Genomic DNA, 14050 nt, shown 5'->3' on the forward strand with positions numbered 1-14050 from the left:
CGCCGCTCAGCTGGACCGCACGATGGGTGAGCCCATGACCAGCTTGCCGCCATGGGCGGTGCTGTCGCCGATGCGCATGACCGGCATGCCGCATATCCGCACGATCGGAGAGCCCTGCACCATCGGATCGGTGACCGGCACACCGGAGCACAGCGTCTGACCGCCCACCACCGCCACCGGGCGCCCGGTGACGCGGACGATGGTCTGGCCCGGTTGCACCACCGGCCCGCCGATATGGGGGATGGGTCCCGGATTGATCATCGGGCAGATGTGGTTGTCCCCCAGCAGGGATACGGGTCTGGCAGGCATGGTCATTCTCCTTGCTGGCTGGTCCCGGTGACTAGTCGGTCTCGGTCGCGACAATGTTCAGATCGCGGGTCAACAGCCGCCCGTCCCGGACGGCGAAACGGCGGATCAGGTCGGGGCGCGCCTCGTCCTCGGTCCAGACCTCGGACAGGTCGCGCATGATATAGGCCGCCTGTTCAGGCTCGAACGCGGGCAGATAGGTGCGGAACACCGAAGGCCGGTAATACTTGAAGAACAGGGTCCGCCCCTCTTCGTCCTCGGCCTTGAGCGCGCGTTTCAGGCCGGTCTTGACCCGCGCCGGTTCCGGCCCCGCGAACAGGATGATGCCCCAATCCTTGCCCCAGCCCTCGTCCATGAACCAGTGAAACACGTCATCCTCGCCATCGGCGGTCAAAGGCACAAGCCACGGCGCGACCTCTGACAGGTCCTCGCGCGCCTGCCCTTCGAAGAGGCACAGCGCATGGTCCGTCAAGGCGCCCAGCACCGGCGCGATTTCGGGCGCGCGCGAGGCGTCGACCAAAAGGTAGGCATGCTTGTCCGGGCGGATGGTGCTGGCGATACCGGCGGCGACGGCCTCGGCCAAGCTCTCGCCCGTCACTTGGTGACGCAGGTCCTGAACGGTCACGTGTCAGCCCCCCACACTGCCACGGCACTCCTCACAAAAGGCCTGTTCGGCCTTCAGCACCTCGGACTGCGAGGGCGCGCCGGGATTGAAATCGACCGAGGGGCACAGCACCTTGAGTTGGAACGCCTTGATCGTCATGCCGGACTTGTCGATCTCGATCGAGCCGCCGGGCGCGGAAATGGTGAATTTCTCCGTCGCCACCAGCGTGTATTTCCGGGTGCGGTTCAGGATCATCTCGCCCACGGTGGTGAACAGCTTCTTGCCCACGGTCACGCGCTTGACCTTGCCGACCTGTTCGACCGCCGCGCCGCCGACATTGACGATCTTCGTCAGGCCGATCTGTTCGGCCGAGACGATGCCGGTGGTGTCGGAGCGGAAATTCGACACGAAGGTGTTCATGGTGCCGGGTGCCTGAAACAGCGATGCACCGGATTCGCCCAGCTTGCTGCCCGCCAGACGCATGTTGTGATTGGCATCTTGCCCGGTCTCATCCGCCTTGTGCAGACCCTCGCGCCCCTTGCTGCCATCGGAATTCAGGAACCCAAGCGCCGACTTGCCGACCGTCCCGGCAAAGGTACCCAGCGGGCCGCCGCCGCCGCCGCCGTCACTGGCACCCTTGTTGATCAGCTTCTTGGTCAGGCTCGCCAGCCCCGACAGCCCCGACATCAGCCCCTTGGCTGCCGGACCGGTGCCGCCGACCGTCAGGTTTAACGACCCGCCCACCTCCGTCTTCTGGTTGGCGCCGACCTCGATCATCTGGTTGGCACCGATGGAGTGCACGTCATGCCGCTTGATCCGTTCGAGCGAGTCGTTGAGCACCAGCCGCGAGGCGTCCTTCTGGGCCTTCATCGCGATGTGTTCCTTGCCCTTCTCGTCCTCGAACACCACCTCGTTGAAGCCCCACGCCTTGTGGGTGTCGGTGCGGAACACCGATTTCGTCTTGTGCGCGGGCAAGTCGTAGGGAACCTTGTTCTTGCCGTTGAAGACGCAGCCGGTGATCAGCGGCTTGTCCGGATCGCCGTCGAGGAATTCGACGACAACCTCCATCCCGATACGTGGGATGACCATGCCGCCCCAGCCATTGCTGGCCCAGTTCTGGCTGACACGGCAGCGCATGGAAAACGCCCCGGCCAGATCCCAGTGGAATTTCACGAGGATGCGCCCGTATTCGTCGCAATCGATCTCGCCTTCGCCGACGACGACCGCCGTCTGCGGGCCACGCACATCGGCCAGCGGCGTCTTGCGTTCCGGCAAAAGCGGCGCGCTGGACGGCATCAGGACGTAGCGACCGGTATAGGCATAGCCGTCGCCCTGCGTCCCGCCCGTGCCGTAATTGTCGGACGTATAGCTGTGATGCGCCACGAGGCAGAGGTATTCGTCACCGTGGCCCGGCACCTCGTCGCCGGTCAGGCTGAACCGCTTGCCGGATGTCAGGTTGATGATATCGCCAAGCGCCTCGAAGCGCCGGTCATTGCCCTGCTCGCGGTCAAGCCGCAACTGCGCGACCACGGCACCGCGCCCGGGATCGAGGTAATCGCCGGGCCAATCGAAGCTTTCGATCTGGCCATGCGGATGGGCCGCCCGCCCGAGATGTTCCTTTTCCATCTCCGTGGTGGGCGTCTTGAAATTGTAATCGGTCAGGCGAATCGCACCGGTCGAGATGCGCCGGGCCGGAAACCATTCCCACAGATGTTCAATATCTTCCTGATGGTGGCCATCCACGGGGCGGTATGGAAATGGGCCAAGGTTTTGGTGATTGTCCGAGGAATCCGTCAGGATCATTTCATGCGCGCCGAGCGAGTGTTTAAAATGATAACTGATGCCATGGCGTTCCATCAGCCGACAGGCAAAGGCCAGATCGCTTTCACGATATTGGACGGTGTATTCCAGAACCGGATACTGGTTCGACACATTCACCGCCAAAGTGCCCGCATCCGCATAGGCCGACAGCAATTCCTGAAGGATGTCGATGACCGATTTCTCGTGGAAAATGCGCTGGTTCCGGCGCAATCCCGCCAGAAACAACCATGGCCGCAGCGTCAGGTGATAGCGGTGCCCGTTCTCGCCGACCCCCATCCAGCGGGCCTCGGTGACGATCCCGTCGAAGAAATGCTCGCTTCGGTCGCGCCCGATCAGGGTCACCGTCGCATGAGTGCCGATCAGCCTGTCGAAATCGATGTTGGATGTCGCCGCAAGGCAGCTGACCCCGAATTCGAACAGCCCGCTCATACGGTCAATCCCTTCGAACCGTTGCAGGACGAGAACGTCCTTCCCGAGTTCGGTCGACAGGCGCCCCATCCGCTGGTCTTGGCTAAATGCGTTCATCGATGAGACCTGAAATAATACCGTTATGGCAAGTATCGTAGCCAATCCGCCCCGTGTCGTCAAAAAAATGCGCGCAAATCCCAAAGCATGGCGACCGTCGCAACAGCGGAAAAGTGACTTTGGACGGCCAAGGCCTGCGCGGACCGTATTGACGCGGCAAAGGTCTCATGGGCAAAGTTTTTCCCATGGACAGCGAAACTCAGGACATCACGCTCGACGCGGACAAGACCCAGCCCCCCGTATCGGCGCTGCGCTTCGATACCCCGTTCGAGCTGTATGCCCAGATACCGCATGTCAAACAGCTGACCCAGCACCGCCCCGAACAGGACGAGGATGCGCTGGATTACCTGCTGCGGCTGAGGGCCTCGACCACGCCCGAGGACGCCGTGACCTTCACCGCCTTTGCCGCCGTCCCCAAGATGGCGATCTGGTGGGCCTATGAGTGCCTGCGCCTCGCTGGCGAAGAGATGAGCCAGGCGGATCGCGAGATGATGGAACTGGTCGCCAACTGGACCACCTTCCCCGGCAACGAAAACCGCTATCGCACCATGCAGGCGGCGCTGTACGCGCCGGTGGCCACGCCCGCCGTCTATCTCGGGCTCGCGGTCGGCTGGTCCGGCGGCGCCATCGCGCCCAACGATCCGGCGCCCGTGCCGGTGCACCGCACGCCGCGCGCGATCAGTTCGGCGGTGCTGTCCTGCCTCGCGCATTCCGAGCTGAACCAACGCTCGGTCCGGCTTGCGCGGTTCATCGAACAGGCCTCGGCTCTGTTCCGTGTCTTCTGACACGCCGCCACGGCGACGCCACTGGAAGCGCGCGGTCAAATAAGGCATCCTGACATCTGATGACACTGATTTTACGCATAGAGAATTACGATCAGCTGGAAAACGGCGGCCCGACCATGCTGCAGCTTGACCAGCACGGTGCCAGCGTTGGTCGTCGGTCGTCGATGAACTGGGTCCTGCCGGACCCGACCAAGATGATCTCGGGGCATCATTTCGACATCGCCTACGAAGACGGAACCTATTGGATCACCGATGTGTCGACCAACGGCACCTTCGTGCATGGCCAGCGGCACCGTCTGGACGGTCGGCAGCCGCTGCGTGGTGGCGAGCGGTTCGCGGTCGGCCATTACATCATCGTAACCGAGGTGTACCAACCCGAGCCGGTGCAGCCCCCCGCTCCACCACAGCCCGAACCAGCGCCGCCGCCGGGCGAGATGACCGACCTGTGGGGCAGCGGCACCGGCCTGCCGGGCCTGTCGGGGGGCCAAGGCTCGCAGGTGCAGCGTCCACCGTCGATGCCATCTTCGGACGGGACATCCGGCCTGCAACGCCCCGACGGGCTGTCGCTGCCACCGCGCCCCAGCGGCACCCCGTCCATCCAGACCCCGGAATTCACATGGTCTTCGCCCGATCCGCTGCCCGCCGTCGACCCGCCTGCCCCGTCACAGCCCAGCTATGCGCCCCCCGCGCCCGAACCCTACCAGCCGCCCCGTCCCGACCCGGCGCCGCCACCCTACACACCACCGGCCAGCGCGGTGCCGCCGATGCCTACGGGCTATGCACCGCCATCGCCAGAAGCGGTGCCGCCCATGCCGAGCGACTACGCACCGCCCCACGTGGCGGACAGCGCACCGCCAGAACCGGCCTGGTCACCGCCCCCGGTGCCTCAGCCCGCGCCCGCACCGATACCGCGCCCGGTCAGCCAGCCGGACACGGCCCCGCCGCCAATGTCACCGCCCACCCCCTCGGCCATCCCCATGCCGATGCCAGAGCCGTCGCGGCCCGTCACCCATGCCCCGCAATACCCGCCGAGCCAACCCGCCCCACCGCCCGCGCGCGGCGATGCCTCGGCGGCGATGGCGGCCTTCTTCGAGGGCGCGCGTATGGACCCGGCGCTGGTCAACTCGGTCGATCCCGAGACCCTGATGCGCGCCGTCGGCCAATGCCTGCGCACCGCCACCGACGAGATCATGCAGATGCTGCAAAGCCGCGCCGACGTGAAGCACTTCACCCGCGGCGGTGCCCGCACCATGCTCAGCGCGACGGCCAACAACCCGCTGAAATTCCTGCCAGACAGCCAGCAGGCACTGGAAGCGATGTTCGTCGCGCGGCGTGACGGCTTCATGCAGGGGCCGGACGGGTTCGACGACGCGCTCAAGGATATCCGGCACCATCAGGACGCCATCTTCAAGGCGCTGCAACCCGCCTTGGCCGAGGTCTTTTCCGGGCTCTCCCCCGAAGAGATCGAGGCCGCGTCGGAGGGGACGGGCAACCTGCTGAGCGGCGGACGCAAGGGCAAACAATGGTCGGTCTACGTGGAGCGCTGGAATGAAAAGGAACAGGCTGGCGAACACGGTTTGCTCAGCGCGTTCCTGCAGGCGTTTGCAAATGCCTATGCACAGGCGACGCGCCGCGGCGGCGGCGCGGGCTGATCGCGACATCAGGGTCATTCAGTCAAGGGAGTACGAGTGATGGATATCGACGCGCTGCTCAGTCCGGTTTCGGACGATGCGCCTTGTGGCCCCGACCTGTCGACCGCGTTCGACGCGGAATACGACATGGCCTATTACGACGCCATCAACGAACTGCCCGAGGAATATTTCCGTCAAGGCATGGATCGCGGCGGCGACCTTGGACGTGAACCGGACCGGATCTTCGACCCGAAAACCGTCAATTTCCGCGAGGAATCGAAAAAGCTCGACGCGGTGCTGGCGCGGACCCGCGACGTGCGACTGCTGGTGCTGCGGGCGCAATGGGCGGCGCTGTCCGGACAGCTGCCCGCCGTCTCCGAAAGCCTGACCGCGATCGCGGCGCTGCTGGAAACCCATGGCGCGCAGGTACACCCGACGGACAGTCAGGACCGGCGCGACGCGATCAACGATCTCGACAACGTCACTTGCATGGTGCAGCCGATCGAGTTCGCGGGGCTGACCGGCACGACCGATGTGACCCTGCGCAAGCTGCGCGTGGCCAAGGGCGAATCCTCGCCGCTTCAGGCCGAAACCGACCTCGATCTGGCGGCGCTGATGGATTCGCTGGGGTCGCGCGGCAATGCCAAGGCGGTGGAAAAGACCTTTGCCACCGTGACCGAAATCCGTGACGCGCTGGCGCGCATCGTCGCCGCCTGCAAGGCCAGCGACACCGCGAAGTTCACGCCGGATTTCGGACGTCTGCAACCGGCCATCGACACGATTCTCAGGGCGATCTCGGATGCCCGCGCCGACCTGCGTGTGGCGGATGTGCCCGCCGAGACAGCCGAGCCACCCGCCGACGACGATCAGGACGGGGCCGCGCCCGCCGCGCGTCCCGCCGTTGCAGCCAGCGCCACCGCGGTTGTCAGCCACGCCCATGCCCGGCGCCTGCTGGAGGCCTGCGAGCGATATTACCGCAAGCACGAACCGTCCTCGGCGACCTTGCTGCTGGTGACGCAGGCGCGGCTGTTGATCGGGCGCCCCCTGATGGAGGCGCTGGAAACGCTGCTGCCGGAGCATTCCAGCAATGCGGTGATCGATTTCGGGCCGCAATCGGGCTTCATGCTGACCAGCGAGCGGCTGAAATCGCTCTCCGATGTCAGCCCGGACGACACCGAACCCGATGATACGCCCGAACCCGATCCCGGGCCGGAGCCCAAGGTCGACACCCCGGCAGAGGCCTCTGCCGCGATCAAGTCGGTCGAGGATTATTTCCGGCAGGTCGAACGCAGCAGCCCCATTCCGGTTCTCCTGCAACGCGGTCGATCCTATCTCGACCGGGATTTCCAGTCGATCATCGACGAACTTATTCCCAAGGACGACTAGCCCGGCAGCCGGGCGTAAAACGCCGTGAAAAAGCCGTAAATCGCATTGTTTCCGACAAGAGTCGTTGACTCGCGGGGGGTTCGTAGCCTCATAATCCGGGAATTACAGATCAAAAGTCCGATTGGGAGTGTTTCAATGTCCGATTCCGGGTCAAGCTATATCAAACGAAATCGGCCACCCCGCGTGTCGATCCAGTATCAGGATCCATACGAAAGCGAAAAGATGGTCGAACTGCCCTTTGTCATGGGCGTTATGTCGGACCTCTCGGGCAACAATCCCGGCGTCGAAAAGCCCGAGGTGGGCGAACGCGAATTCTCGACCCAGACCAAGGACACGCTGGACGACTATATGGCCTCGATCCAGCCCGGCATGAGCTTTGCCGTGGAAAACAAGCTGGACCCGAATTCCACCGACAAGCTGGGCGTGAACCTGCGCTTCGAAAGCATGCAGGATCTGGAACCGACCGCCATCGCGCGGCAAGTCCCCGCGCTGCGCAAGCTGTTGGAGGCGCGCGAACAATTGGCGACGCTGCAACGCTACATGAATTCCAAACCCAAGGCGCAGGAGCACATCAAGCGCCTGCTCAACGACCCCGACCTGCTGGCCGCGCTTGGCGAGAAGGTCAAGACCGAAGACCAGGACGCGGACGACGATCGGGGCTGAGGCCTCTGACCGAATTCGACCGACAGGGGACAGACAGGAGGCCACGTACAGATGGCAAATGACGCGCAATTGGAAAGCCAGTCGCAACAGCCCTCGGGCGCCGTTGACGAGCTGGCGGAATTTTCCGACATCCTGAAACAGACGATCAAGCCGCGCACCGACGTGGCCGAGCGCGAGGTCGACAATGCATTGGTCGCGCTGGTCCGCGAGGCGATGGACGACCAGACCATCATCGAGGAAGACGTGCTCGACACGCTCGACGCGATGCTGGCCAAGCTGGACAAGAAGCTGTCCGACCAGATGAACGCGATCCTGCACAACGAGGATTTCCAGCAATTCGAAAGCTCTTGGCGCGGTCTGGCCTACACGCTGAACAATGCCGAGACGGATGCGACCTTGCAGGTCAAGGTCATGAACATCTCGAAGCAGGAACTGGCCGCGATGACGCGCGCCTTTCCCAAGAACAAGTGGGAGAACTCGCCGCTCTACAAGCAGATCTACGGCGAGGAACTGGATAAGCTCGGCGGCAACCCCTATGGCTGCATCGTCGGCGACTACCATTTCAGCCATTCCTCGATGGACGTGAACATCCTGCGCTTCGTCGGCAAGATTTCCGAGGCGTCGCTGGCACCGTTCATTTCCGGCGCCGCGCCGGAACTGCTGGGCCTCGACAGCTGGAACGAGATCAGCACCCCGCCGGACCTGTCCGAAATCTTCGAGAACGCGGAATATGCCCAGTGGAACAGCCTGCGTGACAGCGAAAACGCGCGGTTCATCTCGCTGTGCCTGCCGCGCACGCTGGCGCGTGAGCCCTATGGCCCCGACAGCAGCAGCGTCGTCGAGGAATTCGAGTTCCGCGAGGAAACCGACGGCCATGACGGCAAGATGTATTCGTGGATGAATGCCGCGCATGCGATGGCCTCGAACATCAACCGCGCCTTCAAGGAACATGGCTGGACGGTGCGTATCCGCGGCGTGACCTCGGGCGGCGAAGTGACCAACCTGCCCACGCATATCTTCGACACCGGCGACGGGTCCAAGGACATGAAGTGCCCGACAGAGGTGTCGATCACCGACCGCCGCGAGGGCGAATTGTCCAAGGCGGGCCTGATCGGCCTGATCCACCGCAAGAACACCGACAAGGCGGCGTTCATCGGGGCGCAGACCCTGTACCGCCCCAAGAAATACGTCGACGATCTGGCCACCGCGTCCGACAACATGTCCTCGCGCCTGCCCTACATCTTCGCCGTTTCGCGCTTCAGCCACTATCTCAAGGTGATGGTGCGCGACAAGATTGGCCAAAGCCCGACCCGCGCACAGCTGGAAGACCAGCTTCAGACCTGGATCAACAAATACGTGACCGGGAACCCGGAAACCGCGTCGGAGATGGAAAAGGCCAAACGGCCCTTGGCGGGTGCCAAGGTTCAGGTTGTGGAAGACGAACTCAACCCTGGATATTATCAGGGCAAGTTCTTCCTAAAGCCGCATTTTCAGATGGAGGGCATGGATATCGGCATGAGCCTGGTGTCCAAGCTGCCCGCCGGTAAGTAATGGGTCCCGCGGTCATCCCGCGGGGGCGCGCAACGTGCCATAAGGAGAGAGTAAATGGCTATTGATTGTTTTTTGAAACTTGGCAACGGCATCAAGGGCGAATGTCAGGACGAGGCCCACAAGGATTGGATCGACGTCCTGTCCTGGAACTGGGGCATGACCCAGTCGGGCACCACCCACATGGGCGGCGGCGGCGGCGGCGGCAAGGTGAATGTCAATGACATCACCCTGACCAAATACGTCGATGCGGCGACCCATGACCTGATCAAGCGCTGCTGCTCGGGTGAACACATCGCCGATGGCGAGCTGGTCGTGCGCAAGGCCGGTGGCGCCAAGCCGCTGGACTATCTCAAGATCAAGATCAAGGACGTGATGATCACCTCCTACCAGACCGGCGGCATGAAGGACGGTCTCGACCGCGTTCAGGAAACCCTGACCCTGAACTTCCGCGCGTTCGAGCTGACCTATACCAAGCAGAACGAGAAGGGCTCGCCCGATGGCGAATTCCCGGCCGGTTGGGAAATTGCCGAAAACAAGGAATGGAGCGCCTGATCAGGGCCAACCATTTCCGGTTTCCGAAAATGACGGACGAGGGCGGCTTTGCTGCCGTCCTCGCGCCATTCACTGTGACCTAAGGTCGGGTTTTTCGAACCGTTGCACCGGGGGTCTTGCCTCGGCCGGGACGTTTGATGACAGACAACGAAACGACTCAGACGGTCAGACGGGTCTGGCGCAAGGAAGACCGCGCCAAGGTCTCGATGATGCAGATTTTCCGGTCGAACTATGTCGAACGTCGCCGGGCGCAATCCGCACGCATCGAAAGCGACGAAACCCGGCGGGTTCAGGTCCGCGAGGGCGTGACCGAAACCCAGCTGCGCGCCCATATCGAGAACGATCTGAACGCGCTTCTGAACACCATCCGGCTGGATTCCATCGTCTCGCTCAAGGATCATCCGCATGTGGCGCGCTCGATCCTGAATTACGGCTTTCAGGACCTGTCAAACGTCACCATCCGCGATCTGGGCAAGCCGGACGTGGCGGAATCCATTCGGTTTTCGCTGATCTGCCATGAACCGCGCCTTGTCCCGGAAACCATCCGGGTGCGCGTCTTGACCGAGGAACGCAGCGGCGACCAGCGCATGGAACTGTTCGTCGAGGCCGAATTGATGGGCGACCCGGTCGATGTGCCGCTGGATTTCGAAGCCGAGGTGGATATCGGCGCAGGCAAGCTGCGCATGTCGAAACTACGGGTACAAGTGTGAAGAAGGCGTTCCGCGATCTCTACAACACCGAACTTGCGCTTCTAAAGGAGCGCGCCCGCGATTTCGCGCAGGAATATCCTGGGCTTGCGGATCGGCTGGGTGGGCTGCTCGAGGAAAATCTCGATCCCACGGTGGCGGGCCTTCTCGAAGGCAGCGCCTTTCTCGCGGCCCGCGTCCAGCTGAAGATGGCCGAGGAATTCCGGGGCTTCACCCGCGAGATGCTCGACCAGTTGCTGCCCGGCCTGATGGAGCCGACGCCCAGCGTGATGATGGTCCGCGCCCGCGTGCCCTGCGACGATCCCGACGTGGTCAACGGCGTGCATTTCGACCGCGGCGACTATATAGAGGCGCGCTATCTCGACGCGGAAAAGCGCGTGCCCTGCCGGTTTTCCCTGTCCGGTCCGCTGTCTCTTTGGCCGTTGGAGATCGCCGAGTTGCGCTATCTGTCCAGCCCCGGACAGGTCGGCGCGGTGGGTCAGGAAATCGCCAAGGGCACCCGGGCCGGCCTGCTGCTGGACATCGCGCGGCTGGGGATCGGCGGCGTGGCCGATGGCACCGCGAACCTCACCGAGTTGACGGCAGACGCCTTGACCTTTCGCCTGATGGGCCCGTTCGAGGATGCCGTCGCCCTGTATGAACAGATCTTCTGCGGGCGGGTCCGGGCCTCTTTGCGCTGGCAGAATGCGCTGGGGGACGATGTCTTCATGACCTTGCCGCCGCATGCGATCGAACAGATCGGCTTTGGCGAGGATGAGCAGGTTTTGCGGCACGACGCGCGGCTGTTCCGGGGCTTTGCCCTGCTGCGGGACATGTTCGTGTTTCCGCGCAGTTTCCTTGGCTTTCGCCTGACCGGCCTGCGCAACCTGTGGCCGCGTATCCCGGGCGCCAACCTGCAACTGGTTTTTGAGTTCGACACGTCGAACCACCGGCTGGCGACACAGCTGGACCGCGACCACTTGACCCTGAACGCCGCGCCCGCGATCAATCTGTTCGAGGAAACCGCAGGCTCGATCCGGCTTGACCGCAAGCGGCACGAGCACGTGGTCACACCGCTGTCGAGCCCGGTCACCCATTACGAATTCCACCGGCTGACCGACGTGCTGGCGCATTACAAGGGCAGCCAGAACTGGACCCGCGTGCTGCCGCTCTATGCTCTGCCCAAGGACGGTTCGAACCCGCGCACCGCGCTGTATTTCACCCAACGGCGACGGCGGCGACGGCAAACCAGTCAGGAATTGCGCCACGGCGTGTCGCGCTATCGCTATCGCGGCACGGAAACGCTGATCTCGCTATACGAGCCGCCCGACGAGGAACCCGCGCAGCGGTTGGAGGTCCGGGGCCTGTGTTCGAACCGGCACCTGCCCGAATACCTGCCGATCAAGCAGGGCTCGGACGATTTCTATTTCTGCGATGAGACCAGCATCAAGCTGGCCTGCATCGAGGGCCCCACCCTGCCCCGCGACAGTCTGGCCGATCTGGAAAACAGCACCGCGCATCGCAACAAGGCGGGGGATGTCTATTGGCGGCTCATCAGCCACCTGTCGCTGAACGCCTACGGCATTCTTGGCCGTGACGGCACCGAAAGCGCCGCCGCGCTGCGCGAGATGCTGACGCTCTTCGCCGACCTCTCGGACACCTTTACCGAAGCGCAGATCGCTGGTCTGCATCTGGTCGAAACCCGGCAGGTCACCGCCTCGATCCCCCATCCCGAAGGCTATCACACCGCGCGCGGCGTCGAGGTGACGCTGACCTTCGACGAGGACGCCTTCGAAGGGTCGGGCGTGATGCTGATGGGGGCGGTTCTGGATCGCTTCCTTGCGGAATACGTGTCGGTCAATTCGTTCACCAAGACGGTGATCCGCACCCGCCAACGCGGCCATGTCAAGACATGGCCCCCCCGACTGGGCGGAGGCCATATCCTGTGAGCTGGCCTTTCGACGATGAGGGACAGGAGCTTCCCACGGCGCCCGCCGCCGAGGCGGATGACGACCGCACCGTCATTGCCGATCTGCCCGTGCCGATTGCGCCTGCGGCCCCGGCGCCTGTTCCCGACCCCATTGCCGAGGACCTGCCGTGGTACGAGCAACTGGCCGAGGCGCTGAAGCGTGGCGTGCAACAGGCCGAGACGCGGCAGGACAGTACGCGCGCCGCCTGCCGGTCCGACATGGCGCAAGCTGCCGCTGACATCGCCGCCTCGCCCGATGCGCGAGCGTTGTTTGGCCACGGGCTGGGTGCCTTGCTGCGGCAGGCCGCGCGGCGGCGGAACGGCGCGGGTCTGCACCCGGAAACGCTGGAACGGCTGGCCCGGCGCAGCCAAACCCTGCTGCGCCATCCCGACGACGCGGTGCCCGACGATCAGGTTCTGGCGACGCTGCAAAGCCTGCTCGACAGCGAACCCGAACCCGAGGGCGACCTGACCGACCCGCCTGTCGGTTATGACAGCAGCCGCAGCACGCATGAGATGCAATCGTTGCAGGCGGTCGGCCTTGGGCTGTTCTCGCTGCTGCGCGATCTGGAACGCCGCGCCGGGGACAAGCCGCGCATCGGGCGCAATGCGCGCCTGCATCAGGCCGTGGTCTCGCTCGGGCAGGACCCTTATCTGGGCTTCCCGACCAAGGACATCGCCCGCTACGACCCGGCCCAACAGCCGCCCATGGTGCGCGCGCAATTCATGGGGTTCTTCGGCCCCTTCGGCGCCTTCCCCCTCAACTGGACCGAAGAGGCGGTGCGCTGGTTCGACAGCGGCGATGAAAGCTTTGCCGCCTTCGTCAACATCTTCACCACCCGCTTTCAAGAGCTGTTCTACCGCGCATGGGCCGATGCCCGCGCGATCACCCAGTTCGACCACCCCGCCGACGACCGCTTTCAGACCTATATGCTGTCGCTGCTGGGCAACGGGACCGAACCGATGCGCGGGCGCGACTCCGTGCCCGACACGGTCAAGCTGCGCTTTGCGGGGCTGGCCTCGGGCCGGATCAAAAGCCCGACCCGGCTGGCGCAGATCCTACGCCTGCATTTCGAGGATCACGCCCGCGTCGAGATCGACGAAATGGTGCCCACATGGCTCGATTTCGAGCCGGACACGCTCAGCCAGTTGGGCCGTCAGGGCGCGTCCCTTGGGCGTGACATGCATCTTGGATCGCGGGTGCGCACGGTCTCGGAAAAGATCCGACTGAACCTACGCGTGCAGAAGATCGAGACCTATTTCCGCCTGCTTCCCGGTGGCGACCTGCACGCGCACCTGCGCGACCTGACCTTCTGGTATCTGGGTCTGGCCTACGAGATCGAGGTGGCGCTGTGGTTGCCACAGCCGGAAATCCGCCCTGCCAAGCTGGGCGAGACCGCGCAACTGGGCTGGATGGCCTGCATCGCGCCGCAGCCCGGCGACCCGGACACACTGGTTTGCGCCACGCATTACAAGCTGGAGCCGCCGGATGGCGACACCGATGACAGCAGCCTTTTTGATTGGGCCGCATGACGGAAATTGATTGAAACAAGCAGGCAAGAATTGCCGCG

The 14050-nt window shown here is 63.9% G+C and carries 12 protein-coding genes; 9 read left to right on the top strand and 3 right to left on the bottom strand.

Translation table 11 applies throughout. The annotated features are described in order from the left end of the window. Window positions 1-6: 6 nt before the first annotated feature. The 3 genes from D8Z78_RS17935 to D8Z78_RS17945 are packed head-to-tail and all read right to left on the bottom strand — an operon-like array spanning window position 7 to window position 3256. Window positions 7-309 (bottom strand): PAAR domain-containing protein, encoded by a 303-nt coding sequence (locus D8Z78_RS17935; RefSeq protein ID WP_121632415.1) that lies wholly within the window; start codon window positions 307-309, stop codon window positions 7-9. Between the two features lie 31 nt (window positions 310-340). Beyond that, a complete protein-coding gene (locus D8Z78_RS17940; protein ID WP_121632416.1) occupies window positions 341-931 on the bottom strand; it encodes a DUF4123 domain-containing protein in 591 nt (196 codons plus the stop codon). 3 nt (window positions 932-934) lie between these two features. Next, on the bottom strand, window positions 935-3256 hold the full coding sequence (locus tag D8Z78_RS17945; protein WP_121632418.1) for a type VI secretion system Vgr family protein: 2322 nt from the start codon (window positions 3254-3256) through the stop codon (window positions 935-937). 185 nt (window positions 3257-3441) lie between these two features. On the opposite strand from D8Z78_RS17945, the gene D8Z78_RS17950 reads away from it, so the two are divergent. From D8Z78_RS17950 to tssG, 9 genes are all read left to right on the top strand, one after another. Next, window positions 3442-4041: a DUF6931 family protein gene (locus D8Z78_RS17950; RefSeq protein WP_121632468.1), complete on the top strand. Its 600-nt coding sequence runs from the start codon at window positions 3442-3444 to the stop codon at window positions 4039-4041. Window positions 4042-4100: 59 nt separating this feature from the next. Beyond that, complete coding sequence (tagH, locus tag D8Z78_RS17955; RefSeq protein ID WP_121632420.1) at window positions 4101-5693, top strand: type VI secretion system-associated FHA domain protein TagH; 1593 nt, start codon at window positions 4101-4103, stop codon at window positions 5691-5693. A 39-nt stretch (window positions 5694-5732) separates the two neighbouring features. Then, window positions 5733-7058 carry a type VI secretion system protein TssA gene (locus tag D8Z78_RS17960; protein WP_121632421.1) on the top strand — a complete coding sequence of 442 codons (1326 nt, stop codon included), beginning with the start codon at window positions 5733-5735 and terminating at the stop codon, window positions 7056-7058. A gap of 135 nt (window positions 7059-7193) precedes the next feature. After that, on the top strand, window positions 7194-7721 hold the full coding sequence (gene tssB, locus D8Z78_RS17965) for a type VI secretion system contractile sheath small subunit (RefSeq protein ID WP_121632423.1): 528 nt from the start codon (window positions 7194-7196) through the stop codon (window positions 7719-7721). 51 nt (window positions 7722-7772) lie between these two features. Further along, window positions 7773-9272 (top strand): type VI secretion system contractile sheath large subunit, encoded by a 1500-nt coding sequence (tssC, locus tag D8Z78_RS17970; protein ID WP_121632424.1) that lies wholly within the window; start codon window positions 7773-7775, stop codon window positions 9270-9272. 54 nt (window positions 9273-9326) lie between these two features. Continuing rightward, complete coding sequence (locus tag D8Z78_RS17975; protein WP_121632426.1) at window positions 9327-9824, top strand: Hcp family type VI secretion system effector; 498 nt, start codon at window positions 9327-9329, stop codon at window positions 9822-9824. 137 nt (window positions 9825-9961) lie between these two features. Next, entirely contained in the window at window positions 9962-10534 is a 573-nt protein-coding gene (tssE, locus tag D8Z78_RS17980) for a type VI secretion system baseplate subunit TssE (protein WP_121632428.1), read from the top strand. Then, window positions 10531-12459 carry a type VI secretion system baseplate subunit TssF gene (tssF, locus tag D8Z78_RS17985; protein ID WP_121632429.1) on the top strand — a complete coding sequence of 643 codons (1929 nt, stop codon included), beginning with the start codon at window positions 10531-10533 and terminating at the stop codon, window positions 12457-12459. Before tssE ends, tssF begins: the two co-directional genes overlap by 4 nt. Next, window positions 12456-14012, top strand: coding sequence for a type VI secretion system baseplate subunit TssG (gene tssG, locus D8Z78_RS17990; RefSeq protein WP_121632431.1), 1557 nt, complete (start codon window positions 12456-12458; stop codon window positions 14010-14012). The genes tssF and tssG overlap by 4 nt, the downstream gene beginning before the upstream one ends. Window positions 14013-14050 lie beyond the last annotated feature (38 nt).

The organism is Tropicibacter alexandrii, from assembly GCF_003667315.2.
Classification (GTDB): Bacteria; Pseudomonadota; Alphaproteobacteria; order Rhodobacterales; family Rhodobacteraceae; genus Tropicibacter; species Tropicibacter alexandrii.

What these genes read in the sequence shown, in the direction of transcription:
- D8Z78_RS17935 (WP_121632415.1), bottom strand. Translation starts at nt 309, where the DNA reads ATGCCTGCCAGACCCGTATCCCTGCTGGGGGACAACCACATCTGCCCG.
- D8Z78_RS17945 (WP_121632418.1), bottom strand. Translation starts at nt 3,256, where the DNA reads ATGAACGCATTTAGCCAAGACCAGCGGATGGGGCGCCTGTCGACCGAA.
- D8Z78_RS17950 (WP_121632468.1), top strand. Translation starts at nt 3,442, where the DNA reads ATGGACAGCGAAACTCAGGACATCACGCTCGACGCGGACAAGACCCAG.
- tagH (WP_121632420.1), top strand. Translation starts at nt 4,101, where the DNA reads ATGACACTGATTTTACGCATAGAGAATTACGATCAGCTGGAAAACGGC.
- D8Z78_RS17960 (WP_121632421.1), top strand. Translation starts at nt 5,733, where the DNA reads ATGGATATCGACGCGCTGCTCAGTCCGGTTTCGGACGATGCGCCTTGT.
- tssB (WP_121632423.1), top strand. Translation starts at nt 7,194, where the DNA reads ATGTCCGATTCCGGGTCAAGCTATATCAAACGAAATCGGCCACCCCGC.
- tssC (WP_121632424.1), top strand. Translation starts at nt 7,773, where the DNA reads ATGGCAAATGACGCGCAATTGGAAAGCCAGTCGCAACAGCCCTCGGGC.
- D8Z78_RS17975 (WP_121632426.1), top strand. Translation starts at nt 9,327, where the DNA reads ATGGCTATTGATTGTTTTTTGAAACTTGGCAACGGCATCAAGGGCGAA.
- tssE (WP_121632428.1), top strand. Translation starts at nt 9,962, where the DNA reads ATGACAGACAACGAAACGACTCAGACGGTCAGACGGGTCTGGCGCAAG.